Here is a 25,909-nt window from a genome sequence, read left to right as displayed (position 1 = left end):
GTGCCTGTACTGGAGTTGCGTCGCGTCTCTCGGCGGTACTCGTCTGCGCACGCTCCGTCAGTGGTGGCGCTCGACGAAGTGAGCCTGCGCATCTGGGAGGGTGAGTTCGTTGCGATCGTGGGACCGTCCGGGGGTGGAAAGTCGACCCTGCTGAATGTGCTGGGGCTGCTCGATTTCCCCGACGGCGGCGAGTACCGGCTTGACGGCGCACGGCTGCCCTCGCGGGAAGGGACGGCAACCGCCGGAATCCGCAGCACGCAGTTCGCCTTCATCTTCCAGGCATTCCACTTGTTGCCTAGCAGGCCAGTGCGCGACAGTGTGGAGCTAGGGCTCATGTACCGGGGCGTGACCGCCCGTACTGCGCCTGCGATCGCCGCACTGAAGAAGGTGGGGCTCGCGGAGCGGGCAGAGGAGCAGGCGTCCCATCTGTCTGGCGGTCAGCAGCAGCGCGCTGCGATCGCCCGAGCCATCGCGTCGGATCCCCGAGTCGTACTCGCAGACGAACCGACCGGCAATCTTGACAGCGAGAACGCGCGGATCATCCTCGGGGAGCTGCAGGCGTTAAACAGGGCCGGGGCGACCGTGATCGTCGTGACCCACTCCCCCGACGTGGCCGCTGCCGCCGACCGGCAACTGCGCATCCAGGACGGGCGGGTCGTGTCAGATTCCCGCCGCGAACCTTCCTCCTCAACACCGGCTACGACCGCGGCAATCGGCACGGACGGACCCGCGAAAGCCCAAGCGAGTTCCGAGCAGACCTCAACGGACTCTCCCCTCAATGCGCTGCTGGGTGGGGTTTCCGCGGACCCAGAGCAGCGCGCGCGGGATCAAAGGCACCCACGGTTGCGTGCACATGACGTCCTAAGGGATGCGTGGCGCTCGGTGCGGTCGCGCCCAGCGCAGACATCCGTACTATGCCTGGCCGTCTCAATCGCAGTGGCGCTGACCCTGACCACGCTCGGAATCTCCACCTCCGCCGGCGCCCAGGTCTCCTCTGCATTCGATGCGCAGCTCAACCGGGAGGTCACCGCCACCTGGAACAACGGCCCCGACTCGCAGTCCGCCGCCCTCACCGACATCCCTTCACGGACCGGAAAGCTCGCGGGAGTCGATGCGGCCGCCGCGATCGCGGACTTCGACCCGGTCGCTGTCGCCAGTGTGGCTGGTGCCCGCATGATTCAGCCACACACGTACTCCGGCGACATCGAGGCCGCAGCGCGCCTCACCATCCGCTACCCGACCTGGCGCGCCGACAGGCCGCTCACCCCAGGCGAAGTGCTCATTGGCGCACAACTCGCCGAGCTCCTCGAACTCGGCCCCCTGGACAGCGGCCCCGTCGTAACCATCGACCGATTCGCGTTCCAGGTGGCGGGGATCATCCAAGAATCCCCAAGACTCCCGCTGCTGCGGGGCGAAATCCTCGTCCCCGAGAACACACCCGGATTTGACAACCCGAAGACGACCAGCGCCGTACTGCTCACCTCCGCCGGCGCCGCACAGCAAGTCGCTCGACAGACACCGATCGCCGTGAACCCCTACTCGCCCGAGACCGTGACGATTCGGGCGCCTACCGACGCCAAAGCACTACGCGTCACCGTGGAACAGGGCGTACAGACCACCCTCATCGCGTTCTCGATCCTCGCGATCGTGGTCGCCATCGCCGCGCTCACGAACGCCATGCTGCTCGCCGTCACCACCCGGCGCGGGGAGATCGGCATGCGCAAGGCCCTCGGAGCTCGCAGCCGTCAGATCGCGTGGCTCGTTGGCGCAGAATCTGCCTACGTCGGCGCCGCGGGAGGAATACTCGGTCTCGCTATCGCCGTCGTGGCGATCCTCGTCATCACCCTCACCCAAAAGTGGGCACCAGTGTTCGACCTGCGCCTCGGCCCCCTCGCCGTCGCCGCGGGCATCCTAATCGGCGTCCTCGGCGGCGTTACCGCCGCCGTACGCGCCGCGAGAATTCGCCCCGCCGACACGCTACGCCAATGAGATCGACCAGCACCGGCCGGCGGCCCACTCCGCCTCCAACGACCGCAGCGGCAGCGGTGACGTCGCCCGGAGGGCCATCCGTGAGTCCGGTGGATCCCGCAGCATCCCCAAACGCTCAACGCATTCTCGCGTGGATCGCCCCGATCGCAGTAGCCGCCATCGTGACGGCGGCATATATCCTCCACGCGGCCTGGCAGTGGAACCAGGTCGTCGTAAAGTCCTGGGACCTCAGCATCTTCACCCAGCTTCTCCAGAGCTACGCGCGCTTCCAGCCGCCGATCGTGAACATCAAAGGCGATGGGTTCAATCTCCTCGGCGACCACTTCCATCCGTTGCTGGTTCTGCTGACCCCGGTGTTCACGCTCTTCCCTCACGCGTTCACGCTGTTGGTCATCCAAGCCGTCTGTTTCGGGGCCTCAGCCGGCATGCTCACCGCCTTCGCGTCCCGTCGGCTCGGCTCACCAGCCGGCGGCACTCTTCTCGGGGTCGGGTTCGGGCTCAGCTGGGGGCTGCAGTACGCCGCCGAGGCACAGTTCCACGAGATCGCCCTCGCGGTTCCACTGCTCACCGGTACACTCGGCGCCGTTCTGGACCGCCGATGGCGGCCGGCGATGATTTGGGCGGCACCGCTGGTGTTCGTCAAAGAAGACCTCGGCCTGACCGTCCTGGTGATCGGCCTGCTCATCGCCCACCTCTCTCGCTCCCCGGCCGCGCTGTGGCTTGCCGCATGGGGGCTGGGGTGGTCCGCGGTCGCGATGCTCCTCGTCCTGCCCGCGCTCAATCCCGACGGCGTCTGGGCATACGCCTCGAACGCCAACCCCACCGGCCTGCTCGCCGACCCCGGAAGCTGGTTTGACCCGTTGAAAGGGCACACCCTCGCGCTCCTTGTGATCACCACCGCCGGGCTCGTCCTCAGGTCACCGCTCGCTCTCGTCCTCGTCCCGACACTCGCATGGCGGTTTCTGTCCACCAACCATGGCTACTGGGGGCCGACTTGGCACTACAGCGCCGTGCTCATGCCCATCGCATTTGCCGTCGTCATCGATGCTGTCCAACGTGCGCCCTCCAGTCGGTGGATATGGTTGCGTTCCTACGCTCGACACGGCACGGCCGTCGCTGTCACCGTCGCCATAATGTTGCTCCCGCAACTACCACTTGCCGCCCTGGTCGCGCCAAGCACATGGACGCCGCCCGAGCGGGCCGCAGCGGCCACGACCATCCTCGGGAAGGTCCCCGAAGGGGCCAGCGTCGAGGCGGACATCGGACTCATGAGCTACCTCGTCGACGGCCACGATGTCTACTGGATCGGCAACGCCAACCCCGCACCAGACTGCATCATGATCGACCGCGCCGCAGGCGGCACGCCTCAAGAGTGGGGGCACGTGCTGGACGTTGCGCATCGCCTCCACAGCACCGCCGACTACACCACCGTCGAGGTGATCAGCGACTACGAACTCGCCTGCCTCAACACGGCACGATGAACCCGCGTCACGACTCCGATAGTGACCGTTCTGTCAGCGCGCACGGCGGCAACTGTCGCCGCCATGACATCTTCGACGTCATGGCCCTGGGCGAGTGCGAATCGGTCCTCGCCGGTCCTTACGGTGCTGCGTTTCAGCACGGCCTCCTCGATGTCATCCGACTTCGACGTCAAAGCCCCGCGATCAGCGGACTCAGCATCCCGCTTGAACATCCAAGCTACTTGCCTGCCAAGACCGGGTGAGGTCATCGCGTGGGCTCCACCCGGCGTGAGCGCACAGTACCTAGCCGGTAGCCTCGACCTGCGTGATAGTGACGCCTAGGCCGGGACGTTGGATCGGAATCAGCGCTTTAACAGGGAAGGGCGACGTGCCATCCAGGATGGTGGAGCGGCCGCACAACGGCCCAGACGTTCTCGCTCAGTTGACCCTTGCGTTTCGAAAACACACGATGAGCTCAGACAGCGCGCCCGTCAGGCAGTTGCCGGAGATAGCCCTAGATACCCGCCTCACTCGTCTGCTGGGCAGTCGACACGCCTATCTTGTCTTCGCTTTCATCGTCTTCGCGATGGTAGTGCTGCAGGTGCTGTCCAACCCTCTGGCCGTTCTGCTGAACGGTGAGGCGGTTTGGGATCATCCGCTTCCTCTCTCGACACTGTCCGTGATGGTTGTGCTTGCCTGTGCCGCGCAATCTGCTGCGCTGCTGCTCAGCCTCCGTGCTCCCGGTGCCGCGGTGCTGCTCACTGTCGCGATCTACCTGTCGGTTACCGTCGCGCTTGGCGTCCCTAGTTGGACGACGTCGATGGCCTTTGTCGTCGCGGTCGCGATGTTCTTGCTTGCCACTCAGCGGTCGGTAAAGGTGACCGCCGTTTGCTTCGTCGCCGTTGTCACCGTTGGTGTGGGCGGTTTGCTCGGGTGGGCATTGTCCACCGGAGCCCCACTCGGGCTTGTTTCCGGGTATGTGCTGGAGCGAGCGCTCGCACTGGTTGCCCCGATCGCCGGCGCCACGGCCCTCGGGGTTTGGTGGGGGGCCCTGTCTAGGAGGGTAGCGCGTACACGAGCTGCTGCTGAGGAAGCGGCGCGAGAGCAGGATGAACGGCTTGAGGGCGCGTTGCGTCGTGAACGCACCCGAATCGCGCAGGAACTGCACGATGTCGCCGGACAACATATCGCGGGGCTTCTGTCGCTCGCCGATGCCGCGATCGATATTGAGGGCCGCGAGCCGGACCAGGCGCTCGCCCTCATCGAGGACATCCGTACCGAGGGCCGTTTCGCATCGGCAAGCCTGTACGGAGCGCTGCGCGACCTGCGCGCCGTCGATGGCGAACAAGAAGGGCGCACCCCTGACCTGCTCTCCGTCGAGGAGTTGGTGCAGTACTGGGGCCGCCGCGGCATGAAGATCAGCTACGAGACATCCGGGGATCTGTCCGAGCTACCGCCTGTGGTCTCTACGAGTGCATACCGGGCTGTCCAGGAGGCCCTTACCAACGCCGCAAAACACGCTCCCGGCGCCCAAGTCGCCGTGAACATAGTTCTAGAGTCCGAGTGGCTGCGAATCGCAGTCGCGAATACCCCGCCGCGGGGCCACCGGCCGCAGCAAAGTGCGCCCGGGCTGGGGTGGGGTCTGGAGGGGCTCGAGCAGCGGGTGCAGCTACTCGGCGGTACGTTCAGCGCGAACCCCACCGTCGACGGAGGGTGGCTGGTCACGCTGGAGGTACCAATGCACGAAGCCCAAGAATCGCGTGGGCGCGCATGAGTATGGCCAGGCAGCCTGCGATACGCGTCCTCATCGTCGATGACAACAAGATCGTCCGACGCGGAATTCGGATGCGACTAGAACACGCGGACGCTATCGCGGTTATCGGTGAAGCGGGCACCGGGCGTGACGCCGTCATTATCGCCCATGCGGAACGTGCCGATGTCGTGCTGATGGACCTTCACATGCCCGGCTTGAACGGAATTGAAGCTACGCGGGCCATCCTTGAAGGACCTGGGGAAAGTCCGCGAGTAGTGCTGCTGACAAGCGAGGTATCGGACGCTTTCGTCTTGGAAGCCCTCGACGCCGGCGCCTCGGGCTACTTGCTCAAGAATCACGACAGCGACCAACTCTTACACGTCATTCGAGGCGCCGCAGCAGGAACTGCCACGATCTCGTCTCACATGACACCCACCCTGCTGAGGGAACTCCACCGACTTCGGCCCCCAGCGGTGGACGCTGAGGAGCTTGCACGTCTGACCCGTGCCGAGCGGCGAGTAGTGGGGATGCTCAGCGGCGGTGTGACCGGAAGTGAGGACATCGCCCGGCACCTGAGCGTGTCCGTTAACACGGTCCGTAGCCAAACTGCGTCCGCTCTCAAGAAGCTCGGACTGGATGACCGCACCCAGCTCGCGCTTTGGGGAGTCCGCAACGGGTTGGCGGGAAACGTCACATAGTCAATACGGATGAATTTGCGAACGATGCGAAGCCCGCGATTCCGGGAGAATCCCGCGGCGCGATGGAGCTGCGGCTTAGCGCTCTGCCTGGTATGACGCCTCTCCTCGGGCTCTCAACGAACACGGAACGGGTGTGGAATGCCCGCCTGACCGGTGATCGGCCATTCCGCAGCTAACCGCCCGGTCCCACATGATTGCTGGGCCGCTGGAGCGGCGGCGCTGCAGCAACCTGCATCCGGGGGGACCGTGGACTCTATCTACGCGCGATTCGCAACGGCCGACCCGCGGTTCTACGACGAACCACGGCGACGCGACCCGAACCCGGCCGACCGGTTCGACGTCGATTCAACTCTCGACTGGAGTGAGTGGATCAGCCTTGATGACGGTCACTGGTATTCGTGGCATCCGACTGTAGTAAGCCTCCCTTCTCAGGGCTGGAAGATCCACGTCAGCGCAACGCCGCAGAACGCTCGACACATCCTCAGCGTGGTCAGCGGCTACTGCCACCGGCAAGGGCTCTCGTTCAAGTTTCTCTCCCACGAAGGAGTACTGCGCGCGATGAGTAGCAAGGAGGCTGATCGGGCCGCGTCCGGCAAGTTCGTCACGATCTATCCAACGCAGGACACCAGCCTCCATCGGGTGCTGCTCGACCTCGATGCGCGTATCGGTGGCATTGCTGGGCCGTACATTCTGTCCGATCTGCGTTGGAACCAAGGGCCGCTGCACGTCCGCTATGGAGCCTTCAACCGAGAGTCCCTCGACGTGCAGGGCGTCCGCGTCGGCGCCTTGCGCAACCCCAGCGGTGAGCTCGAAGAGGACGTCCGTTCCGCAGCGTTCACCGCGCCGAAGTGGGTCGCGCTTCCCCCGTTCATTGAGGCGCAGAGGACGGCCCTCGGCAACGCCGAGCAGCCGGAAGGGTTCCCGACCATCCTCCGTGCTCTCCACCATTCGAACGGAGGCGGCGTCTACGAAGCAATCGACCTGGACGGGACACCCGTCGTTCTGAAGGAAGCGCGAGCGCACGTCGGTCTCACCCCAGATGGCCGAGATGCTGTCAGCCGCCTGGCGCACGAAGCCATCGTCCTTCGTGACTTGACGTCTGTCCCATCTGTCGTGCGCGCACGTCGAGAGTTCGATTTCCATGGCCATCACTTCCTCGTCATGGATCGGGTTGAGGGTCGAAGCCTTCCTCGGCTGCTCGTTGAGAAGCACCCGCTCATACGGGCCAATGTCGCTGGGGCGGAGATCGAGGAGTACCGCGACTGGGCGCTCGACATCGGCCACAAAGTCACCGCGGCGATCCAAGGCGTGCATAGTGCCGGGTACTCTCACGGTGACCTTCACCCAGGAAACGTGCTCGTCACAGACGACGGTCAAGTCGTCCTGTTGGATTTTGAGATGGCGAAGCCACTGACCGAGGTGTCTCCTGCCGTCATCGGAGCGCCCGGGTTCATCCCGCCGGATGAACGTGGGGGTAGGGAACTAGATCTGTACGCGCTCAACTGCATCCGTCTTTTCCTGTTCGCTCCGCTAACACCTGTGATGGATCTGGACCCAGGGAAAGCGATCGACCTCGCGCAATGGGCCGAAGATCGATTTGGACTGCACGCGGGGTGGGCTGACCACGTCACCGGCGCGCTATTCCCGAAACGTCTACCAGCGCGGCGAGCGACGCCCGTACGTAGGCTGGATGAGCAGCTTTCTGCCGTCGCCCTCTCCCTGTTTCAGCAGGCCACCCTCGACCGCGACGACCGCGCCTGGCCGGGCGACCCCGCCCAGTTCACGGAGCCACGTGCCGGCCTCATCCACGGTGCCGGCGGGGTCCTTGCCGCGCTAAGCACAGCGGGGGTTCCAATCCCCCCTCGAGCGCGGGACTGGTTTGACTGCGCGGTTCAAGAGCTCATTGACGACCCCAACCCCGTCCTCGGGCTCCTCGACGGCCTCGCCGGCGCAGCTCCGGTCTACGTCGCACTTGACGACGCGGTGGCCGCTTCGCGTGTCATCGACCGGCTGCGCGTCGCGGATTTCCGGGCCCTCGGCCCCGGCCTGTACGGAGGTATCGCGGGCGTCGGTCTGGCGCTTCTGGACGCAGCGCAGAGAGATATCAGCCTCCGTCCGCTAGTTCGGGAGCTCGCCGACGACCTCGTCGACCAGCTGGAACGTTACCTTGCGCGCACCACCGATACACCCGCTACGCGGCCGGCAGGGCTCCTCCGAGGCTGGTCAGGACCCGCCCTCTTCTTTTGCAGGTTGCACTCGGCGACGGGTGAACAGCAATACCTGCGGATGGCCGAAGCCGCGCTCGGCGAGGACCTCGCCGCCTGCTCATGGGCCTCGGACGACTCGTTTCAGGTGAACGAAGGGTGGCGAATGATGCCCTACCTCGGCGCCGGGACAGCCGGCATCGGCCTCGTCATCACCGAACTGCTCTTGCACAACAACGCGACGAGTAAGTATGAAGCCTTCCTCCGTGGAATCGAACGCGCGTGCAGCCCTGAACTAGTGATCTACTCCGGACTGACACAGGGACGAGCAGGGCTCATCCATGCCCTCATCCGCATGTCTGCATCGGGATTGGCCGGTCCGTCCGCGGCGGTGGCGCTGGCCAGGCACGTCGAACTGCTTCAGCTGCACGCGGTGCAGGTGGGCAGTTCAGTCGCGTTCCCCGGTCACGGCCTGATGCGGCTATCGGCAGACCTTGCAACTGGGTCCGCCGGGGTCCTGACCGCGCTCACCGCCTATCAACACCATCTTGAGGGCACCCAGCCGTCGTACTCCGCGTTGCCATTCCTGAACCTCCCCCCGAAAACTCGTACGCTCTGGTCTACCAAGACCACACAATCGGCGGCGGGAGGTGATTCCCATGGGTTTCCTCCTCTCCCTTCAGTCTCTCGACCAGCGTGACGGCCAGAAGACCGAGTTCTTCGCCAGCACCGCAAGCACCTCGATCTGCCTGAGCACCTCCTCCGCGGCATTCTGCCGATAACGGGATCGGTCTGACGGCGCCGCCGTCAGACCGATCTTTCAAGAGTGGGATCGCAAACGACCCCGGGAGGTTCACCACCGCACGCTGGCGACATTCAGGCGAACCAGCCAGTTTGTCCTGTGCGACCGTGCTGCCCGGGTTCTGACTAAGCGACACCGGCTCCCCGTTAGAGAGGCGTGGCCTCGACCGTTTAGCAATCAGTCTCCAGCGATTTCAGGAATTCCGGGTCACCGAGGCCTCGACGCCGTAGCGGGAAGATGCACGCGGGTCGGATTAGACCTCCCCGATCGCCTGTCCGAGTTGTAGGTACATTTCGCTGACGGCGGGGTTGTTCACTCGGTAGAGGACACGCTGCCCCTGGCGGACCTCGTCGAGCGGTGGGTCCGCGATCAACAATCCCGCTGAGTGCAATGAAGACAGCGCTTTGGCGACAGTGACCGGCCGGAGTTCCAGCGCGCGTGCGATCTCCGCTCGGCCTGCCGGCCCGCTGGATCGGAGGTAGCCGATGATGCCGGCCCGGAGCATCGATCCGAGCGCCTCGACCGGGTCCTCGAGCTCTGCGCTAGAGGCCGGACGCGCTTTCTTGGGCATCAACACATCATGCCCAACTTCCTCGTCGTTCGCGGGAGGCTAATTCGCCCTTCCCTCTTGCAGTGAGTATTTGTATTATTCACTCATGCTCTTCGAGACAGCCCGCGACAGTCACCGCGGCGGCGATGTCGCGGCGGGCTCCCGCGTCCCCCGAACGGGCTACAGACGGACACCGGGCCGCAGGTGTATAAGGCGGCTAGCACGCAAAAATGGCTGCCTGATTGGGGTTTTCCCATTGACGGCTGGCTTGGGTCATCTGTCCACAGGCGCGTCTGCGCGAGGGGAGGCAGCGGGTTTACGATGCCGTCACGTTGAAGCCGCGCTTCTCCGACTCGCCAGCGTTGGCGAAGCCCGGCACGCGAAAGGGCGGTACGTGTGATGGCCAAGCAGCGCGCGCAAAGTCGGGGCCTTCTGTGGGCGGTCATCGGCGGAGCGGTTCTTGCCGCCGCGATCGTTGTGGGTGTGCTCGCTGCCGTCACGTCGCAGGGTGGCACCGCGCAGCCGACGTCCTCCTCGCCGCCCACGCCGACGGCCGGTCCGACATCATCGACGTCGTCGACCGGCGAGGTGGTGGATGCAGCTGCGGTGGAGGCGGGGTGGGTGCCCGAGCCGATCACGACGGACCCGGAGTCTTATCTAAGCGCGGCGATCGAGGCTGCGGGCACTGTTGACACCACCCGCGCCACTCGCGACGAATGGGTGACCTACCTGGACACCTGGTTCACCCCGGACCCACGCTTCCAGAACCCCGACGAACAGGCAGCACAAACCGAGCGCTACCAGCTCACCATGCGAGATGCCGTGATCTTCCCGGACCCGGTCTGGGATTCGCTGGCACGTCAGAACGGCCGCGTGATCGCAAGCACCACGGGCGAGATCTCTTTCACGCCGGTTCCGGACTACGACGGTGGCGACATGTACATCGGTACCAGCGATGTACTCCTCACCTTCACGCAGACCGGGGAGGACGGCGCCGAGTCCAGCTATGAGGAGCAGGTACGCATCAGCGCCCAAGTGCTGTGCGGCAACGACTCCGTTCCGACACCGCAATCCGCCCAAGCAGCCGGCGACTGCAAACTGATCCGCTACTTCGACACGGCACTGAGCGACTGACATGCCCGCCCCCGCCGCCCCGACCGCTGCGTTCACCGTCGCGCGCAGCCGCACCGGGCGGCGGGTACTCATCGCGCTCACCGTCGTCGTCCTCGGTGCGAGCGGGATGCTCCTGACTCCGGTGGTCTTGCTGGCCGCCGCGATCGGAGCCGGCGCACCGGCGCCCGCACCTGACCGGCCCGCCGCTGGATCCCCCGCTGCGTCCGGCGAATGGGGGATGCCGTTCTCCGGCGAGTTCACCAAGGGCCGGGGCTTCGGCCACAACCCCGTCATCGGTTGCGCCTACTGCTCGGTCAACCACCAGGGGTACGACATGGCGCAAGGATGCGGCAGCACCATCTACGCCGCCGGGCCGGGCACCGTGATCACCGCCGGCAGCTACCAGGGATACGGCAACACCGTGCGTATCGACCACGGCGACCGCCTGGTCACCCTCTACGGGCACATGCAGTCGAGCTCCCTCCGTGTCCAGGTGGGGGACACCGTCACTGCCGGGATGGCGCTTGGCGCGGAGGGCAATACCGGAAAGTCCTTTGGCTGCCACCTGCACTACGAAGTCATCGACCACGGCGCCTCGATCGACCCTGCCCCCTTCATGAGCTCTTTCGGACTGGCTCTGCCCTAACCACTCCCCCTGGATAGAAGGAGAATCACATGCCCATCACCCACCTGGTGAACGTCCCGGACATCACTCCGGACTTCTCCGCCCCCTTCTTCGGGGGCTTCCAAGTGATCGTGTCCTATGTCCTCGCCGCCGGAATGCTCGTCGTCCTCACCATGCTCATCGTCGCCGGCGGCTCGCTCGCCTTCCGCGGCGCCGGCAACGAACGCGTCCGCTCCTGGGCCGGAGAACACATCCTCTGGATCTTCCTCGCCGCCGCCATCCTCGGCGCCGTCAGCGGCATTTTCCAATGGTTCATCAACTTCGACTTCGGCTTCTAATGCGCACGCTGCGCACCCTCACGGTCGCCGCAGCCCTCGGCCTCGCCGCCCTCCTTAGCGCGGCACCCCCTGCGACCGCCGCCACCTCGGGCTCCGCCTTCGCAGCGGCATCCCCTGCCACCGTCGACGGACTGTCCTGGTCCGCCCCGAGCCACCCGGTGGAGTGCACCGCGGAAGGCAACCAGGTGTCCTGCACCCCTACCGATCCACGAGAGGTCCGCGCCGCCACCTGTTTCCTCGGACTTCCCATGAGCGGCACCGTCGCCACCGTCTGCACCACCTACGAGGGCCACCACGACGCCCTCCGCGCCGCCGGCGGCGACCCGGTCATTGTGCAGTACGGATGCTCCGTCGGCGACGTGGTCTGCATCTCGTTCGAGAACGCCGGACGCGGCGCCGCCATCGCGTCCACCACGGCCATGCACACCGTGCTCACCGCGATGAAGTTCGACACCAGCACCGCCCTGTGGTCCGCGGCCACCGGAGAATGGTCGTTCTGGGCCTGGGCGATCCTGATCGTGCTGCTCGGCGCGATGATCTGGGCGATCACCGCCGCCATCGTCGCCCGTGACCGCGACGCCCTGTTCGGCGCGATCATCCGCTCGTTCCTCGCCATCCCCGCCGTCCCGCTGGGGCTCTGGCTGACCGGCCTGCTCCTGAACGCGGTGGACGACCTGTCCTGGTACATCCTGAACCGCGACGGACCTGGGGGACTTTTCTCCGCACTGCAGGGGGTGATGTGGGCCGGCGGTCAAGCCAACTACTTCTTCGCGTTCGTCATCCACGGGCTCCTCATGGTCGCGATCTTCCTGCTCCTGGTCGTGTTCGCGTTCCGCAACCTCGCCCTCGCCGCGCTCATCGCCGTCTCGCCCATCGCCTGGATGATCTTTCCCGTCCGCACCCTCGGCCCCCAGTGGGTGGTCCGATACGTTTCCGCCGTCGTCGCGCTACTGCTCACCACACCGCTGACCATCGGGTTCTTCGCTCTCATCGTCAACGGCCTCGCCGGGATCAGCACCGTCTGGGACCCGCAGTCCTGGCCGCTGATCCTCGGCCTCTTGCTCGTGGCCTTCGCCCCCTTCGCCGTGTTCGGGTTGTTCTCCTTCGTCGGCGGCGCCGCAGTCGACTCCATCGGGTCCCGCATGGGCAGCACTGCCGCCCGCTCCACCACGAACGCCGGCCGCACCCTCGCCCGCATCCCCTCCCGCCTGCACAGCTCCCCCGCCGGAAACCGCCCCACCCCCACCACCCGCACCGCCGCCACCACCACCGCAACGACCACCCGCACCGCGACCACGGGCACGGCCCCACGACCCGCTGCGGCAGCGAATTCACGTCGCACCGAAAGTGCCGCCGCTCGCCCGACTGCGCAACCCGCCCCAACGGCGTCGCCGAGCTCGCCGCCTCGTACCGCCTCGCCGCCCGCAACTGCGGCCCCCTCGCCTGCCCCGGCTCCGACCCGGAGGTCCTCATGACCAGCACCAGCGCCACCGACCCGGCTCGCCCCGTCCGTCTGCCCCGCCGGTCACGTCAGGGCATCGTCCTGGGCATGGACGCCTGGCAGATCGCGTGCGTCACGATTGCCGCTGCCACCATGCTGATCGGCATCAACCGGTTCGGCCCCGCCGGGCTGCTGTTCGCCGCCCCCGTCTACCTGCCCTTCGGGATCCTCGCGCTGGTGCAACTGCAAGGAATGTCCGCACCCCGCCTGTTCGCGCTGTGGCTGTCGAAGCAGGCCCGTCATGCGGCCGGCGCAACGACGCAGCAGTATCGGCCAGAGCACCCGGTCAAGGAGGGCACCCTGAACCTCCCCGGGACGCGCGCGTCCGTGCAGATCTGGGATGTCGAAGGCATGGCCTCTGCCTACAGCCCGCACGAACGCACCGTGTCCATCACCGCCGAGCTCGAGGTGCAGGGCTTCCTGATGAAAGACATCCCCGAACGCCGCGACCTGGCCCAGCAGTGGGCGAACGTGCTCGCAGCGTTCACGCAGCGCCTAGGCGTGAAACGCGTCACACTGCAGGAGCGCACCACCCCCACCACCATCCGCGCCGCCCGCGCCCACCTGGACGACATCACCGCCCGCCTGAACGGCGCCCCCGCCACCGATGCGGCCGAGAACTACCGACGAGTGATGGACACCTCCGAGCGGTTCGCGGTCGCGCACCGCAACTTCCTCACCCTCACCCTCGACCTCCCGGCCCTCGCCGCCCAGCTGAAAGCCCTGGGAGGTGGCGCCGAAGCGGTGCAGCGGCTCGCCGCGATCGAGGCGCAGAACACCACCGACGCGCTGCGAACCGCGCGGATCACGGTGCGCCGCTGGCTCACCCCGCGGGATCTCGCCGCCCTGTCCCGGACGGCGTTCGACCCGGAGTTTCTGTCCACCGTGCAGAACCGCGACCCCGATCACGAAGGGGTGGCACTGTCGGCGATCGGGCCGATGTATCTGGAAGAGCCGCGCGGAAAGAACGGGATCGTGATCACCGACTCCGGCGTCCACACCACCATGTGGATCCACGAATGGCCCCGCTCCGACGCCCCTATTGGGTTCATCTCTCCGCTCGTGTTCGCCCGTCACCCCGTGACCGGCGAAGCCGTCACGCACATCTTTTCCATCGTGCTCACCCCGGTCCCGGTGGAGAAGGCGCTGCGGCGCATCCGGGAGGAGAAGAAGGTGTGGCGGGGAAACCAGAAGATGCGCGCCCGCCGCAACGCCGACGGCTCCGCCGCCGACGAAGCCGATTGGCTCGCCCTCGAACGCCAAGAAGAAGAGCTGGTGGCAGGTCACGGCGAGTTCCGGTACGGCGCCTACCTCACCATCACCGCCCCCGACGAGGAACAGCTCGAGCAGTCCATCGCAGGCGCCCGCAACGCCCTGTCCCAGGTCGGGATGGAAGCGCAGATCCTGTACTGCCAGCAAGCCGAAGCCCTCCTCGTCAACGCGCTGCCGCTGGGGATGGGGATGAAGTGATGACCCGCAAAGTCGTCCACATCACCCCCGCGCAGCAGACCCGCGCCGACCGTCGCGCCCGCGAGATAGAGATCCGCACCGCCCTGCGCAACGGCGCGACTCAGCAGAACACCAGGGACAAGCGGGGGCTGCCGGAGCCAGCGGTGCCGGGACCGTTCGGTCCCGGCCTAGGGAACGGCGGGTACTGGAACCTTGCACCGATGCGGGTGCCGGGCCATCAGGCGACGTCGCAGCACCTCGCCGGGATCTACCCGTTCGTGGCCGACACCGGGCTCGGACACCGGGGCCCGATCGTCGGGGTTGATCTGAACGCGGATGCGCTGTGGCACTTCTCCCCGTGGGAGACCTACGCCGACGCCAGCGAGCGGGGTGCGTTCTCCACCAACATCCTCGTGCTCGGCGCCTACCGCTCCGGCAAATCCGCCACCATCAAGACCCTCGTCGTCCGCTCCCTCGCGTTCGGCCACCAAGCGGTCGTCCCCTCCGACAGCAAGGGCGAATGGGTCGCGGTCGCCGACGCCGTCGGCGGCACCGTCATCCGGCTCGGCCACGACACTCACACCCGCCTCAACCCCCTCGCCCGCGGCCCCCGCCGCACCGGCACCAGCGACGAACAACACGAGCAGATGGTCCGTCAACGCCGCATCGCCACCCTGATCTCCCTCATCGAGATGGCCCTCGGCGGCAAAGCCCTCACCGCACCCGAGCACGCCTGCATCCACCTCGCCCTCGAACGCGCGATCACCGCCACTCACGACCACCCCACCCTCCGCGCCGTGTACGCCGAGGTGATCCGGATCGCCGGCGGCGACACCGACGACCCTGACCTGATTTCCGCCTCCTCCGGACCCCGCTACGTGCTGCGCCGCTTCGTGGACGGTGACCTCTCCGGCCTCTTCGAAGACGAATCCACCGTCGTGTTCGACGAGAACTCCCCCCTCGTCGTCGTCGACACCTCCGAACTGTTCGCGCGCGGCGAGCTCGTCGCCCAGCTCACCCAGGTGTGCGCGACCGCCTGGATCCAGGCCGTCATCTCGGACCGGGACGCGCACCGCACCCGTTACGTCATCCGCGAAGAAGGCTGGCGCGACATGAGCTCGCTGGCGGCGCTGCAGATGTACCAGCAGTGGTTGAAACTGTCCCGCCACTACGGAATCAGCAACATCGTCATCCTGCACAAGATGGGCGACCTCGACGCCGTCGGCGCCGCAGGCTCCCAGGAACGCCACCTCGCCTACTCGATGGTCGGCGACATCGAGAACAAGTTCATCTTCCGCGTCAACCACCAAGAACAAGCCGCCCTCCGCGACCGCCTCAACCTTCCCGCCGCCCACGTCGACATGGCCCGGCAACTCCGCAAGGGCGAGTTCATCGCGTACGTCGGCCAGTTCTCCTACCTCGTCGACTGCTTCTCCACGTCCACCGGCTACGAATACGACCTGTTCAAAACCGACGACGCCGTCCTCCCCCACACCGACATCGACCTCGACCCCGCCGTGGTGGAGCCGGTGCGGATCGACGAGTGGTGGCCAAACCCGACGGACGAACCGGAGTCGAGCCTGACCGGCTGGCTCACCGCAGAAAGGGAGATCGGATGACCCTGCTCAGCCCCCACCCCCAGGTGCACGCCACCGTGTATGGCAGCACCGCCACCCTGATCACCCCGCACGGCGACGAGGAGCTCCTCGACGCCGCCGCCGGGCAAGACGTCCGCGGCTGGGTCCTCACCCGCACCGCCACCATCGCATCCGAACTGCACGAAAGCGTCGAACTGCAAACCACGGGCGACCGCGGCGAACACCGCCTCCTCGTCAACCCCGACGGAACCATCACCCGCCCCGAGCACCCCGCCACCCGCCGCGAATCCCGAACCACCGAACCCGGGAATCACGACATCCCGGAACTCCCGCAGTCGCAGACTGCGGGAGGCATGGGCGACGAGACCAGCCAGGCGCCGGATGCGACGGCCGCGGATCCGGAGCGGCGCCCGTCGTTCATCAGCGGCCCTGAACGAGCACCGCAGGCACAGATGGGATGGCGCGGGGCGCTCGCTCGGGCCGGCTTCACCGTGAAGCCGTCGGCGCGTGACGTGGCACGGGATGCGGCGGTGCGGGCGGTGTCGCAGCACTGGGCGGGGTGCCGCACGATCGCCGTGGTCAACGGCAAAGGCGGTGTCGGCAAGACCATGACCACCGCCATGCTCGCCGCCGCGTTCGCCCGCTTCGGCGGGGGGTCCGTGCTGGCCTGGGACAACAACGACACCCGCGGCACCCTCGGCTGGCGCACGGAAACCGGCCCGCACGACGCCACCGTCCAAGACCTGCTCCCCGAAACCAGTCGCCTCCTGGAGCCCGCGGCCGGGATCGCGGAGATCGCCGGGTTCGTTCACCACCAGACCGCCGACCGATACGACGTCCTCCGCTCCAACCCCGAACTCCTCGCGGTGCGTCAGCGCATCGAAGCCGACGAGTTCGATCGACTGATGGCGATCGCCGCCCGCTACTACCGGCTCGTCATCTTCGACTCCGGCAACGACGAATCCGCCGACCGGTGGCTACGGATGATCGACTCCTCCTATCAACTCGTCATCCCCACCCTCGCCTCCCCCGAATCGGCCGAGTCCGCCGCCCTCCTCCTCGAGGCCCTCGCCGCCCGCGACGAACGCTCCGCCGCGCTCGCGACACACGCCGTGGTCATCGTCACCCAGCACGACCGGCACACCGCCGCAGACGCCAACAACATCATCGACGGGTTCACCGGCCGAGTCCGCGCCGTGCACCACATCCCCTTCGACCCCGCCCTCAAGAGCGGGCCGCTGCGATTTGACACGCTGCGGCCAGCGACCCGCGACGCGTGGATCGCCGCCGCCGCAGCCACCACCACCCACCTGTGACCGGGAGCGGCATGAACACCGCACTGACCGACACCCTCACCACAATCGACCGGTGGGCGCCCCTGATGGTGGCGGGGCTCGCCGGTCTCACGCTCGCCCTCGTCACCCACTGGGTCGGCAGCGTGCTGCGGCGACGGCGCGACACTGTGCTGCGCGACCTCGAGCTCGGCATCCCCGTCACGCGGCGACGGTTGCCGCTCTGGGCTCACGCCGTCGTTGGTGCCGTCGTCGGCGGAGTCCTGGGGGCGGCGGTGCTGTGGCCGTGGCTGCTTCTCGCCGCCGCGCAGCAGGGGCTTCCCGCCTCCGCGATCGTTCCCGGGCTTGTGGGCGACAGCATCCTTATCGCCCTCATCACCGCACCCGTGACCGCCGGCGTAGTGGCCGTACGTCGACGCTGGACGGAGCGGGCGGATGCGGCGCGAGAGGCGGGGCTCGCCTTCCGGATTCGGGCGTCGGCGCACCGGTATCAGCCGCAAGAGGAGGACTGGTGATGCCCGCCCGCCTCAGCTCCGCGCTGCTCCCTGCCGCCCTCACGGGCGTCATCCTGTTGGCGATGGCCTTCGCCGTCGTCGCCGACACGCTCATCGGCGCGGCCTGCGGGGCGCCTCCGGCCGCGAACAGCCCGATCAGCGGACTGTGGTTCGCCGTCACCGGTGACCCCGCCGCCTACACCGCCCCCGCCGGCTGCGCCCTTCCGACCCTTGGCATCCGCCTCATCGATGCCGGCCTCGTCGTCCTCGTCGCAGGCGCCGCACTGTTCTCCTGGATGGGGTACAACCGGTATCTGCAGTCGGACGCGCATTTCGTCGCCGACCTCCGCGGCCGTCCCGGGTTGGCGAGCGGCAGCGAGATCGCAGCGCATCTATCCAAGCGCGCCGTTCTCACTCGCGCCTCCCACCTTCGGCCCGACCTCCCCCACCCGAGCCCCACCGACGTGGGATGGCGGATCGGACGTTCCCGGGGGCGAGACGTGTACGTGTCCATCGAGGACTCCGTCGCCCTGGAAGGTCCACCCCGCTCCGGGAAGGGCTACCGTGTCCTCATCTCGGCGATCCTCGACTGGTCAGGGCCGCTGGTGACCACCTCCACCACGAACGACAACCTCACCGCCACTTTGCGCATGCGCGCGCAACGCGGCGACGTGCACGTGTTCGACCCTCAAGGCCTCACCGGCATCGCCCACCCGCTGCGCATCTCCCCCATCACCGGATGCGCCGACCCCTTGGTGGCCATACAACGCGGCGACGCCATCATCACCGGCACGGCACTGGGCGCCTCCGCCAGCAACGGGGAATGGGCGCAGGCATCCTCCGTCGTCCTCGGCCGGCTCCTGCACGCCGCAGCCGTCGGCGGGCGCAGCATCAGCGACCTGTACGACTGGGGATCCAGCCCCGCCCTCGCCCGCTCCGCCGTCGACATCCTCCGAACCGACGGCGCACCCGGCTGGGGCGACAGCCTGGAAGCCGTCATCGCCGGCGACGAGAAACTCGTCTCCTCCATCTGGTTCGGCGTGCAAGGCGCCGTCGCCCCCCTCGCCGTGCCCCAGATCCGCGCCTCGCTCAGCCCCACCCGCGCCAACCGTCCCTTCGACCCGGCGGAGTTCCTCACCGGCGAGAACACCCTGTACCTGATCGGGTCCGCGTCCGGCGCGTCAGCGATGGGCGGTTTCCTCGGCGCTCTCCTCGACGATGTCGTCGACGTCGCCCGCACGAAAGCGCTCGCCTCTCCCGGCTCGCGCCTCCGCCTGCCGCTCGGGCTGATCCTGGACGAGATCGCGAACATGTTCCGGTGGGCGAACCTCCCCCGCACGATGGCGGACGGCGGCGGACGCGGGATCTGCACCTTCGTCGTCCTCCAAGCCCTCTCTCAAGCGGAAACCTCCTGGTCCCGCGCCGAGGCCGACACCATCTGGGCCGCCGCAACCGCCAAAGTCCTCCTCGGCGGCGCCTCCCACGTCGCACACCTGCGCGACATCGAAGCGCTCCTCGGCAACCGCGAAACACGCCGCACCCAACAGTCCTGGTCCACCCGGCAAGCCGGCCGCAACACCAGCGAACACATCGAACGCCAACCCCTCATGACCGTCGACGAAATTCGCCGCATGCCACCCAGCACAGGACTCCTTGCGTACCGCAACCGGCGCGGCGTGCTCCTCGAGCTCGACGGGTGGGACGCCCGCTCCGACGCCGCCGCGATCCGCGCCGGAAAGAAGGACGCCGAACGGGAGCAAGTCGCCACCTTCGCCGCCCGCACCACGCCCACCGAGGAGGCGTCGTGACCAACGCCCGTCGCGGCACTGTCCGGAACAACTACCGCACCGGATACCTGCGCTCCGCCGCATGGTTCCGTCGCCGCGACCGCTGGTTCCGCACCGAAGAACGGCGCGGACCGGATACCTGCGCCTGCTGTGGTCGCCCTGGTACCCGCGGCACCCTGGAGTTGCACCACCTCTCTTACCGCGGCGTGTACGTCCGCGACGGCCGGTGGCTCGCCGCCGAACACCACGACGATCTGACCGCGCTGCACCCGTTCTGCCACGAACTCGTCCACCGCCTCATCGACCGCGACCGTGTCCTCGCCCGCAACCGTTCCCACCGCGACGCCTCCCTCCTCGCCATCCGCCGCGTCCGTGCCGCCCTCACCAGGCACGAGGAGACGGCACGGTGAGCACGCCCGAGTACGACCCCGAGGTCGAACAGCTCCTCCTCCAATCGCTCGGTCTCGACCCGGCCCGCCGCGACGGTGATTCGGGGTTGATCGGCGGCGGCACCATCAACTGGCGCACGCTCCGCGACCAGGACGCGGCCCAGGCCTGGGAGGCGCTGCGCGCGTGGGTGGAGTGGTTCACCACCCGTTACAACATCCCCCTCTCCACCGTCCCGCCCTGCTGGTGGCAACACGACGCGCTCGTCGAGGAACTCTCCGCCCTGCACATCGCGCACATCGCCGCGTTCGACCCCTCCGACACCGGCTTCGGTCCGCTCAGCTGGCACGAACGCCTCGCCATCGCCATCCCCCGCCTCACTCGCGCATACGGCGGCGGATGCGCCGCCGAACACCGCCCCACCAAACCCCGAGCGTGGGACGGCCTCACCGACGAGACCGCATGGACCGCGTGGACCACAACCGCCCACGCCCACCCGAGCACCCACCCGGGCGCTCCCCACCAGAAAGAGAGAACAACACCATGACCACCAGAATCCCGGTCACGCTCGAGGGCAACCTCACCGCGGACCCCGAACACGGCCGAGGCGAAAGCGGCAACGAGTACGCGCGCTTCACCGTCGCCGTCAACGACCGACGACTCAACCAATCCACCGGACTGTGGGAAGACGCCGGTACCCTCTTCCACCGCGTCGTCGTCTTCGACAAGCAAGCCGCCCACGTTGCCGGATCCCTCCACAAGGGCGACTCGGTTATCGTCGCCGGCGATCTCCGCTTCGGCACCTACGTCGACAACGAAGGACAGACCCGCGAGTCACGGGACGTCGTCGCGGACAACGTGGGCGCGTCGCTGAAGTTCGCCGACGTCGCCATCGAACGCAGCCCAAAAGCTGACGGCCCCGCAACACACGCTCCGGGGCCGTCCGCCGCACCGGCCTCGTACGCCGGCGCAGGAATCACACGCTAACCAACCATCACGTTAGAAGCGGGTGGGACGATAGTACTCCCACCCGCTTCCTCCGACCTCGACAACATTCGGCCGCCGAGTTTCAGTCACACTTTCCGTTGTACGAGCATGTGTGGGTCGAGTAGTTATTCTTCTCAGCCTCCACACACCAGGCGCACTTTGACGCCCCCGCCTTCTCACATGCGTGTGCCACGATTCACCTCCGCTCTCAACGACGGTTTGATTGGTTGAGCCGTAACGGAGCCTCAGGTCGACGGAAGGAAGTCGGAAGCGTCCAGCACCGTCCGGTTGTTGCCTAACGTTTGCCAGACTTCCGGGTTCACGTTCCCATAAATGCAGGGTTTCACGGATATCTGCGGCTGAAGCGCCAGCAGGGGCTCCCGGGTGTTCTCGTCGAACCAGTTGTAGTCCTCGGGCAGAAGGAAAATCGCCGCGCCCATGCTTGCATCGACACAGATGAAGCGCACCCTTGCCGACGGACTGACTGCGAATCCGTCGTACTCTGCCTCCGAGTCGCGCAGGGACGGCACGTTCTCAATTACTGCCTTCAGAAGGAAGGAGGGGTCATAGTGGCCGTAAACGATCCACGAGGTCATGGCGTCGTTCATGCCATTCGTGAGCGAGGCGACAAGGGTCTCCTGATCGATCGTCATCAATCCCCCTAGAGGTAGCTCTGCGCGCGGCGGATGAGACTCTGGACCTCGGGACCCTTGTCACCGCGCGGGTCACTAAGAGACTCCCGCCAAGGATGATCGCTGGCCGACCGGGAGGCGACCACCTCAACGCGACCGCTTCCATGATGTGTGACGTGAACGTGCGGGTACGAGGTCGTCGGTCGGTTCCCCTTGTCTACGAGGTATTCGATGCGCCCGCCAGCAGTCATGCGAGAGTAGAACTGTTCGAAGCCGTTCGCCCTTTCCAAGGTCATTCCCGGTTTGCCCGCGTGAACGTTTCGATCATCTGCCGCGCCTCGTCGATCTGGCTTTGACGGAAGCTCAGCACCTGCTGACGAACTGATGGAGCCGCATCGGCGAGCGCTAGTACCGCTTCACTGTGCTCCCGCTCGGCGTCTGCCAGCATCTTCTGTGCGTGGGCGATGTTGGCGTCGTATCTTCCCATGGCTCCCCCGAGCTTCCTGGGCGAGTTCCCCCGAACCCGTCTCTCCGTCAAACTATCGGCGAGGCACGGGAGCCGTCCAGACCAATTTTCTCGAGCCATGCCCTCTACCGCCCGACTGTCGAGTACTCGCGGTAGGCCATGAGGTCGTCCACCCGGCGTACCGACCGAGACGCCCCTGCACCCCTCCGCCGGATCCGCGCGGCACTCACCCGACAAGGGGAGACGAGATCACACAGGCTTCACCTCGCTCCGACAGTCGGCCAATCATGCGGGGCGGGGACGACGAAGTGCCCGAGTGGCGGTTGCTAAGCGGGGCTCGTAGCGCAGCGGAGAGCGAAGTCTGCAAAAAGCGAACGACAGGAACGGAGTCGTCAACGCCCCGCTAAACTCTCGCCGTCGGCAGAGGCGGAACATGCGTTCGAATGCGGCTAATGTCAGTGGTGGCCGGAGGGAGGCGGTCGTGGACGAACAAGCGTTCTGCGCAGCACTTCGACCGACTCATGGATGAGCGGATCGCGCAGCGCATGGCCGACACCGCCGGCCCGCTGCAGTCGCTGCTTCCATAAGAGTTGGAACTCAAGCGGGAGCCGTTCACTCGCGATCCTCGGCCGAAGCCAGTGCGTGCGTGGGTCGGTTTCGGCGATTCGCCGCTGCTCGTCGACGCGGAGGCATGCAGTTGGACAACTCACGCCGTCGCGATTTGCTTCAATATTACCGCCCAAGAGTTCAAGACATGGGTGTGGGCGTCCGCTGTGAGGGAGGTGTCAAACCGGCCGTCTCGCTAGACCGCCGGTGCAGATTAATCGGACTACAAAACGGTCCCGCGAGACGTCTGTTCCGGCACCCCACCGTCTGTGCCCACATCCACCTTCGACGCGTCGCTAAGCGTGCTCCCGAGCGAGCGCCGAGGTGGTCGGTTCTTGAGCGCACTGCGGATCCGGTCAACGACTCGGGAATGGACTCGCGCATCTGCGCCCGAAGCGTGCCCGCGAGCGTGGTGTGTGGCTGCGTCAGCCTGGAGTCGAAGGAGGAGACGCTCGACCCGACCTTCCCGCTCCTGTTCGCCGGGCGTCAACGGCCCGTCGGTGGAGGGGTCGTGAGCAGCTCGTTTCAGATCGTCGCGCGCCGCGCGGGCAGAGTCGGCCACGTCCGTTTCTGGCAACCCGCGCCGCATCGCCTCAGCAAGGCGGGCGCGGGCAGCGGTCTGGGTAGATGCGATGACCACTGCCTCGTTGTGCAGTCGGCCGCGCGTCATGCCGACGTAGAGCCCCGCCGCGTCGACATCGGGGCCCACGATGGACCCGTCCGTGGTCTCGCCTTGGACGCCGTGGACCGTGGAAGCGTACGCGAGTTGCAAGTGATCTCCGGCGTAGTCGAGTGTGATGGTTCGCGAATCCCGCGGGTCCGACAGCGACACAAGCTGAACGCTCTTGCGGCTAGCGTCTGCGACCCTCCAGAGGGCACGGTTCTCCACCCCGGCCGCGCGGTCGTTGCGTCGAGTCTGCACGATCTCACCGACGAGGATGCGTTGCCCACCCGCCCCTAGAATCCACGCGGCGGGATTGAGCTCGCCGTTCACGATGCGTCGTTGCTGGATGCTTTCGTTGAGGGCGTCGGCCTCTTCGTTCGTTCCTGTTACGAGAGCGACACGTTGGCCGTGCGCGGTGCGAGCGAAGTATCCGTGGAGCATGGCCGCTCTAGCCGCATCCTTGTCGTCAGCACGACGCAGGTGTCCGCCGTCGTCGAGGTCCCGCGCAACGGCGATGGCGTCCTCCTTCGTTGAGACGTTGCGAAGGCGGAGGGTGAGCTGTCCATACTCCGGATCGCGGAATCGGTGCACGCTGTCGAGCTCGACGACGCTCGTGGCGCGTCGAGTGAGCGCGGCCATTGCGCCGGCGTGACCGACAGGGGCAGCCTGAAGGTGGTCACCGACCATAGCGATACCGGCTCCGGTCTCGGCTGCGAGCGCGAGAAGCGCGTTCGCGCACTCAAGGTCGACCATTCCTGCCTCGTCGACCACGACCCGGTCGCCGGGGCGCATCGGGTGAAGTCGGGGACCCTTGCAGATGGAGCCGGTCTCGCGATCTATGTCGCCTGCGGCGAGACGGGTCCATACCTGCTGCCCGGCGTCGTCGGTTCGCCACCGCCACCCGTGATCAAAGAGCAGCGCATGCAGGCTCGATGCCGCGGCACCCGTCTCGCGGGACGCCACGCTTGCCGCCTTTTTCGTCGGAGCGACAACGATCAACCGTCGCTTCTGCGCCGCGAGCGCGAACTGCGCCACCCGCAGCATGGACGTCTTCCCCGACCCGGCCGGCCCAGTGACGCTCACGAGCCGGTCGGTACCCGCGATCGCGGTCGCAGCGTCCAGCTGCCGGTTCCCAAGCTGCGGTCCAGGACCGAGTGCGCGCTTCGCGACCAACGCCATCACCGATATCGACGGGCGCTGACCGGCGGTCGCCAGCGCGTCCAGTCGTTCCGCCACCTCTCTCTTGAGGTGGGCGGTCGATTGCGCCATCAGCGCTTTCACGTGTGCTGGGCGTTCCCCTGCTTCGGGAAGGAGATCTTCCGTGCGTAGGTGGGCCGCCGCTTCCACCGCGTCGATCAGCGATTGCAAGGCGTCGCGATCAGCCACGACGCCGGATGCTGCCACCGCGCGCAGCGCCCCGGCACGAAGGTCGAAGACGCTGATCCGTCCGCCGCTGGCGGGCGATCGTGCATCGGCGTCCGCTACTGCTCGTAGCGCTAGTAGCTCGATATCCACTTGCTCGACCGCCGTCGCGGGCGCGAGCACGGGGCCGTGGGGTGACAGGGCGCGCGGATCGATCTCCGCGATCTCCTCCCGCGTCAGGCGCTCCCAGTCGTCCTCCTCGAAGTGGCGCGGCTTGTTGGGTCTGCCGAGCGCCCACGCGCGCCGGTCGATGGACCGGCGCGCGTCGAGGGAGGGCTCGGCGTCGGCATGATCGGCGCGCCATCCAGCGAGGAGCATCGCCCGGTTCGCTTCGATCTGATTCGAACGGCGAGACATCGGCTTTACCAAGTGCTGCAACTGAAGGATCTCTCCGTCGGCGCAGATGGTGTACCCGTGCCGGGCGAGGGCGGACACCCACGCAGGATCAGTGCGCGCTGCTATCTCGCCCTCCGCGTTGACGACCGTATGGAACCGCATCGCCACGCGCGAGTCGACGTTGGACCACCTCCCGTCCCGACCCCGCACCTTCACGCTTAACCAGAGATGACGGTGGACGTGAGGGTCCAGCGCTCGGGAGCGCCGATGCTGCAACTCGACGACCTCGATGCGCGCCAAGCGTTCTCGGACGCGGCCACCAGCCCCTCGACGGGCGTTTAGCTCGGCGTGCCAGGCGCGGATGACACGATCGCGGAGACGGTCCTGGAGTCGCTCATATTCGGCGGCGAGCTCAGGATGCAGCAGCGCCGCGATGCTGAACGACTTCGGGGCATTGATCGTGCCGTCAAGCACCAGGTCCGCGTCCGCGGTGGCGAGCACCCGTCCGCGCTGTTCGCCGGTGGCTGGGTCGCGCCCATCGACCCAGGCCGACAGAGCATCTGCGGTGAGCTCATCCTCGACGAGCCCACCCTCATCAAGGGCGAAACGTGTCACCGTCCGGCCATCCGTTTCGGCGTAGTCGGACGCCGCGGACGCCCCACCGCTCAGGTGCGAGTCGCAGGTTCCCTCGAAGGCGTACGCCATCGCCTGTCGAACCCCGTGAGAGCCCACCCCACGCTTCCATCGCTCGAGTCC

Annotated in this window: 22 protein-coding genes; 18 read left to right on the top strand and 4 right to left on the bottom strand. The window is 66.9% G+C overall.

Features of this window, described 5'->3' with window-relative positions:
- Positions 1 to 60 precede the first annotated feature (60 nt).
- The 5 genes from AC2DGY_RS01905 to lanKC all read left to right on the top strand — a co-directional run bounded on the left by AC2DGY_RS01905 (position 61) and on the right by lanKC (position 8,804).
- Entirely contained in the window at positions 61 to 1,989 is a 1,929-nt protein-coding gene (locus AC2DGY_RS01905; protein WP_484508008.1) for an ABC transporter ATP-binding protein/permease, read from the top strand.
- An 80-nt stretch (positions 1,990 to 2,069) separates the two neighbouring features.
- A complete protein-coding gene (locus AC2DGY_RS01900) occupies positions 2,070 to 3,470 on the top strand; it encodes a DUF2079 domain-containing protein (protein ID WP_484508007.1) in 1,401 nt (466 codons plus the stop codon).
- A 448-nt stretch (positions 3,471 to 3,918) separates the two neighbouring features.
- Complete coding sequence (locus AC2DGY_RS01895; RefSeq protein WP_484508006.1) at positions 3,919 to 5,223, top strand: sensor histidine kinase; 1,305 nt, start codon at positions 3,919 to 3,921, stop codon at positions 5,221 to 5,223.
- Positions 5,220 to 5,900, top strand: coding sequence for a response regulator (locus tag AC2DGY_RS01890; protein ID WP_484508005.1), 681 nt, complete (start codon positions 5,220 to 5,222; stop codon positions 5,898 to 5,900). The genes AC2DGY_RS01895 and AC2DGY_RS01890 overlap by 4 nt, the downstream gene beginning before the upstream one ends.
- Before the next feature lie 246 nt (positions 5,901 to 6,146).
- The gene (gene lanKC / locus AC2DGY_RS01885; protein ID WP_484508004.1) at positions 6,147 to 8,804 is read left to right on the top strand and encodes a class III lanthionine synthetase LanKC; all 2,658 of its coding nucleotides are present in this window, start codon (positions 6,147 to 6,149) and stop codon (positions 8,802 to 8,804) included.
- Between the two features lie 355 nt (positions 8,805 to 9,159).
- On the opposite strand, the gene AC2DGY_RS01880 is transcribed toward lanKC, so the two are convergent.
- Positions 9,160 to 9,477, bottom strand: a complete 318-nt coding sequence (locus AC2DGY_RS01880) for a hypothetical protein (RefSeq protein ID WP_484508003.1) — start codon at positions 9,475 to 9,477, stop codon at positions 9,160 to 9,162.
- A 378-nt stretch (positions 9,478 to 9,855) separates the two neighbouring features.
- On the opposite strand from AC2DGY_RS01880, the gene AC2DGY_RS01875 reads away from it, so the two are divergent.
- The 12 genes from AC2DGY_RS01875 to AC2DGY_RS01820 are packed head-to-tail and all read left to right on the top strand — an operon-like array spanning position 9,856 to position 21,027.
- Positions 9,856 to 10,590 carry a hypothetical protein gene (locus tag AC2DGY_RS01875; protein ID WP_484508002.1) on the top strand — a complete coding sequence of 245 codons (735 nt, stop codon included), beginning with the start codon at positions 9,856 to 9,858 and terminating at the stop codon, positions 10,588 to 10,590.
- A gap of 1 nt (position 10,591) precedes the next feature.
- Positions 10,592 to 11,215, top strand: coding sequence for a M23 family metallopeptidase (locus AC2DGY_RS01870; protein WP_484508001.1), 624 nt, complete (start codon positions 10,592 to 10,594; stop codon positions 11,213 to 11,215).
- 29 nt (positions 11,216 to 11,244) lie between these two features.
- Complete coding sequence (locus tag AC2DGY_RS01865; RefSeq protein ID WP_484508000.1) at positions 11,245 to 11,532, top strand: hypothetical protein; 288 nt, start codon at positions 11,245 to 11,247, stop codon at positions 11,530 to 11,532.
- A complete protein-coding gene (locus AC2DGY_RS01860; protein WP_484507999.1) occupies positions 11,532 to 13,007 on the top strand; it encodes a hypothetical protein in 1,476 nt (491 codons plus the stop codon). The genes AC2DGY_RS01865 and AC2DGY_RS01860 overlap by 1 nt, the downstream gene beginning before the upstream one ends.
- On the top strand, positions 13,004 to 14,503 hold the full coding sequence (locus AC2DGY_RS01855) for an SCO6880 family protein (RefSeq protein WP_484507998.1): 1,500 nt from the start codon (positions 13,004 to 13,006) through the stop codon (positions 14,501 to 14,503). The genes AC2DGY_RS01860 and AC2DGY_RS01855 overlap by 4 nt, the downstream gene beginning before the upstream one ends.
- Positions 14,503 to 16,101 (top strand): hypothetical protein, encoded by a 1,599-nt coding sequence (locus AC2DGY_RS01850; RefSeq protein ID WP_484507997.1) that lies wholly within the window; start codon positions 14,503 to 14,505, stop codon positions 16,099 to 16,101. Before AC2DGY_RS01855 ends, AC2DGY_RS01850 begins: the two co-directional genes overlap by 1 nt.
- The gene (locus AC2DGY_RS01845) at positions 16,098 to 17,396 is read left to right on the top strand and encodes a MinD/ParA family ATP-binding protein (protein WP_484507996.1); all 1,299 of its coding nucleotides are present in this window, start codon (positions 16,098 to 16,100) and stop codon (positions 17,394 to 17,396) included. The genes AC2DGY_RS01850 and AC2DGY_RS01845 overlap by 4 nt, the downstream gene beginning before the upstream one ends.
- Positions 17,397 to 17,407: 11 nt before the next feature.
- On the top strand, positions 17,408 to 17,887 hold the full coding sequence (locus AC2DGY_RS01840; RefSeq protein WP_484507995.1) for a hypothetical protein: 480 nt from the start codon (positions 17,408 to 17,410) through the stop codon (positions 17,885 to 17,887).
- Entirely contained in the window at positions 17,887 to 19,674 is a 1,788-nt protein-coding gene (locus AC2DGY_RS01835; protein ID WP_484507994.1) for a type IV secretory system conjugative DNA transfer family protein, read from the top strand. The genes AC2DGY_RS01840 and AC2DGY_RS01835 overlap by 1 nt, the downstream gene beginning before the upstream one ends.
- A complete protein-coding gene (locus AC2DGY_RS01830) occupies positions 19,671 to 20,063 on the top strand; it encodes a hypothetical protein (protein ID WP_484507993.1) in 393 nt (130 codons plus the stop codon). Before AC2DGY_RS01835 ends, AC2DGY_RS01830 begins: the two co-directional genes overlap by 4 nt.
- Positions 20,060 to 20,587 carry a hypothetical protein gene (locus tag AC2DGY_RS01825; RefSeq protein WP_484507992.1) on the top strand — a complete coding sequence of 176 codons (528 nt, stop codon included), beginning with the start codon at positions 20,060 to 20,062 and terminating at the stop codon, positions 20,585 to 20,587. Before AC2DGY_RS01830 ends, AC2DGY_RS01825 begins: the two co-directional genes overlap by 4 nt.
- A complete protein-coding gene (locus AC2DGY_RS01820; protein ID WP_484507991.1) occupies positions 20,584 to 21,027 on the top strand; it encodes a single-stranded DNA-binding protein in 444 nt (147 codons plus the stop codon). The genes AC2DGY_RS01825 and AC2DGY_RS01820 overlap by 4 nt, the downstream gene beginning before the upstream one ends.
- Positions 21,028 to 21,272: 245 nt before the next feature.
- Here the strand turns inward: AC2DGY_RS01820 and AC2DGY_RS01815 are convergent, their stop codons facing one another.
- Both AC2DGY_RS01815 and AC2DGY_RS01810 read right to left on the bottom strand, forming a co-directional pair.
- Positions 21,273 to 21,680 carry a hypothetical protein gene (locus AC2DGY_RS01815; RefSeq protein ID WP_484507990.1) on the bottom strand — a complete coding sequence of 136 codons (408 nt, stop codon included), beginning with the start codon at positions 21,678 to 21,680 and terminating at the stop codon, positions 21,273 to 21,275.
- Positions 21,681 to 21,951: 271 nt separating this feature from the next.
- Positions 21,952 to 22,146, bottom strand: a complete 195-nt coding sequence (locus AC2DGY_RS01810) for a hypothetical protein (protein WP_484507989.1) — start codon at positions 22,144 to 22,146, stop codon at positions 21,952 to 21,954.
- A gap of 431 nt (positions 22,147 to 22,577) precedes the next feature.
- Between AC2DGY_RS01810 and AC2DGY_RS01805 the strand changes: the two genes are divergently transcribed.
- Entirely contained in the window at positions 22,578 to 22,712 is a 135-nt protein-coding gene (locus tag AC2DGY_RS01805) for a hypothetical protein (RefSeq protein ID WP_484507988.1), read from the top strand.
- A 242-nt stretch (positions 22,713 to 22,954) separates the two neighbouring features.
- On the opposite strand, the gene AC2DGY_RS01800 is transcribed toward AC2DGY_RS01805, so the two are convergent.
- Positions 22,955 to 25,858: an AAA family ATPase gene (locus AC2DGY_RS01800; protein ID WP_484509962.1), complete on the bottom strand. Its 2,904-nt coding sequence runs from the start codon at positions 25,856 to 25,858 to the stop codon at positions 22,955 to 22,957.
- Between the last annotated feature and the right edge of the window lie 51 nt (positions 25,859 to 25,909).

This window comes from Microbacterium sp. Z6_144 (genome assembly GCF_057197625.1).
The sequence above is the reverse complement of the archived record's forward strand: the minus strand, read 5'-3'. Positions and strand labels throughout refer to the sequence as shown.